This is a genomic window from uncultured Rikenella sp. (genome assembly GCF_947628055.1).
In the GTDB taxonomy this organism is placed as follows: Bacteria; Bacteroidota; Bacteroidia; order Bacteroidales; family Rikenellaceae; genus Rikenella.
On sequence record NZ_CANQYJ010000162.1, the window covers coordinates 1 to 3,181 of the forward strand.

Sequence of the window (3,181 nt, forward strand, 5' to 3'; positions counted from 1 at the left end):
GCAGGCTGCGACCTGAAACTATATTTGTCCCGCGCGCTGGCGGAAATCCTGTTCAAAAGCAATTCATGCTTTTGAACAATTTCCTGCTCCAGCCGTCGCGCGCGGGTGCCGCTGGGCACTCCAATCGGGCTGTAATTACCCTAAAGTACAGAACTGCCCTTACGCCGGGCAGGCGGTGCCGCTCGGCACCCGAGCCGGGATAGAACTACCCTAACCCCGCAGGCTGCACGAAATGATAAAGATACCCATATCCCTCAGGCCGACAAGGATGGCAAAGGAAAGGATACTCCCCCGTGATGCGTTTTTGGCTTCCTGCGCCGTATTGGAGGCCTTCTTGCGAACATCAAACAATACTTCTCCATCTCATAGATGATGCGATGGAGAAATACCCCGATCCCTATCCTTACATCAAGCCACCTGCATGGCCTCCACCCGGCTGCGGGCATAGTCTAATTTCACACGGAACGTCTTCCGCTTGCTCGCCGGCACCTCGAACATCGCATCCATCATGATCGCCTCGCAGATCGAACGCAGCCCCCGCGCCCCCAATTTGTACTCGATCGCCTTGTCCACAATGTAATCCAGCACCTCCGGATCGAACGTCAACTTCACCCCGTCCAGCTCGAACAGCCGCACATACTGCTTCACGATCGCATTCTTCGGCTCCGTCAGGATCCGCCTCAACGCTTCGCGCCCCAGCGGCTCCAAGTACGTCAGCACCGGCAGCCGCCCGATCAGTTCCGGGATCAGCCCGAAGCTGCGCAAATCTTTCGGCGTGATGTACTGCAACAGATTGTCCCGATCCACCTCGGCGATCTTCTGCTGCTGGCCATACCCCACCACCCGCGTATTGAGCCGCTGGGCGATCTTTTTCTGCACCCCGTCGAACGCTCCGCCCGCCACGAACAGAATATTCTTGGTATTCACCTGAATATACTTTTGATCCGGGTGTTTCCGCCCCCCTTGCGGCGGCACGTTCACCACCGTCCCTTCCAATATCTTCAGCAGCGCCTGCTGCACCCCCTCGCCCGACACGTCGCGCGTAATGGAAGGGTTGTCGCTCTTGCGCGCGATCTTGTCGATTTCGTCGATGAAAACGATTCCGCGTTCCGCCGCCGCCACATCGTAGTCCGCCGCCTGCAACAGCCGCGACAGGATGCTTTCGACATCTTCCCCCACATATCCCGCCTCGGTCAGCGCCGTGGCATCCACGATGGCGAACGGCACGTTGAGAAGCCGCGCAATCGTCCGCGCAATCAGCGTCTTCCCCGTCCCCGTCTCCCCCACTAACAGGATATTGGATTTGTCCAGCTCGATTTCCGCGTCTTCTTTGTCGGAAGGATTCGCGAATGTGTGCATCAGCCGTTTGTAATGGTTGTAAACCGCCACGGCGATATATCTCTTCGCCCGATCCTGCCCGATGACATATTGATCGAGAAATTCTTTGATCGACTGCGGCGTATAGAGTGCCATAGCCTCCCCGATCGTGGAAGCCGCCTCGTTCTTGGCCCGGCTCTCCATCTCTTCGCGCACGATCTCCCACGCCCGTTCCGCACAGTTGTTGCAGATCATGGCCTCCTGCCCGTGAATCATCATCCCCACCTGCGTTGCCGGCGCCCCGCAGAACGAACACCGTTCCTGATCTCTTCCTTTGTTGTGATTGTCTGCCATAAAACGTAATCGTTCGCTTAAATTCCCGCAATTATGTATTTTTTCTTTTTTCAAATCCGGCTCTGCGCCGGGGGCTTGTCGTGAAAAAATGGCCCGGTTCGTGTGCCGAGCGGCACCGGCGCGAGCCGGAAATGGTTGATAAATGCGGGTGCAATAAAGTATATAACCGCTTAAATTCCTTCCCGTTTGGTCAGCACGCCGTCGATCAAGCCGTAATCGGCTGCTTCCTGCGAGGTCATCCAGAAGTCGCGGTCGGCGTCCTGTTCGATTTGCTTGACGTCCACGCCGCTGTGTGCGGCCAAGATCGTGTAGAGTTCCTCTTTGGTCTTGAGTATTTGCCTGGCGGTGATCTCGATGTCGCTGGCCTGCCCTTCGACGCCTCCTAACGGCTGGTGGATCATGATGCGGGAGTGCTGCAAGGCCGACCGTTTCCCTTTGGTTCCTGCGGTCAGCAGCACGGCGCCCATCGAAGCGGCCATCCCGGTGCAGATGGTCGCCACGTCCGGCGCGATGAGCTGCATGGTGTCGTAAATGCCGAGGCCTGCCGACACGGATCCTCCCGGCGTATTGAGGTATATCTGGATGTCGCTTTTCGGGTCGTTGGATTCGAGAAAGAGCATCTGGGCCTGGATGATGTTGGCGGCGTCGTCGTAGATCGGCACGCCGAGAAAGATAATCCGGTCCATCATCAACCGTGAGAAAACGTCCATCGTGGCGATGTTGAGCTGCCGTTCTTCGATGATGGTGGGCGAGATGTATTCGGCTGTGATCTGTCCGTAGCGGTGCATGGCGAGCGACGAAATCCCTCGTCCGAGCCGTGCGTAGTGTTCAAATTCTTTTTTATAGTCCATGTGTCGTTTGCAATATCGGGTAATCTATGTTTTTCGGGTCTCCCATTGGGGAGTGCCTGTTGTTTTTGGGTTTCAAGGGTTGTACGGCGGGGTGCCGCGCGGCGCGCGAGCCGCAGCCGTTGGCTGTTTTATTAGCCACCTCTACCCCAAGCCCGCTGGCTCCGGCCGTTTTCCTGTCGGAAGCCAAGTAAACCGCGACCTTTGGTCGCGCGAGTCGCCGCCACCCCGCGCGGCGCGAGCAACTTCGGCGGTGCTCGTTGCTCTTTCCGCTGGCGGCGACCCGGTACTATTCAGAATCATTCTTCGCCGCGCGCCGGAATGAACATTCTTTGTCCGTGCGCTGGCGGAAATCTTGTTCAAAAGCAGCTGCGCTTTTGAACGATTTCCTATTCCAGCCGTCGCGCGCGGATGCCGGTGCCGCTCGGCACGCGAACCGGGCTAGAACTACCCGAATTCTCCCGGGCGTCCGACCCTTAAATAGCACTTCGCAAAAGTGCACAGCCGGCGGTACCGCTGGGTTCCGAGCGGGACGAAGCTCCGGTTGTTACCTGTGGGTGTTCGGTCAACCGCAGCCCGACGGGGCGCGCGAGTCGCCGCCACCCCGCGCGGCGCGAGCAACTTCGGCGGTGCTCGTTGCTCTTTCCGCTGGCGGCGACCCG

2 protein-coding genes are annotated in these 3,181 nt (G+C 58.3%); both read right to left on the reverse strand.

The window, feature by feature from the left end:
- Positions 1-408 precede the first annotated feature (408 nt).
- Positions 409-1,671: an ATP-dependent Clp protease ATP-binding subunit ClpX gene (gene clpX / locus Q0Z93_RS10005; RefSeq protein WP_298065129.1), complete on the reverse strand. Its 1,263-nt coding sequence runs from the start codon at positions 1,669-1,671 to the stop codon at positions 409-411.
- 170 nt (positions 1,672-1,841) lie between these two features.
- Positions 1,842-2,522: an ATP-dependent Clp protease proteolytic subunit gene (locus tag Q0Z93_RS10010; RefSeq protein ID WP_298065132.1), complete on the reverse strand. Its 681-nt coding sequence runs from the start codon at positions 2,520-2,522 to the stop codon at positions 1,842-1,844.
- Positions 2,523-3,181: the final 659 nt, after the last annotated feature.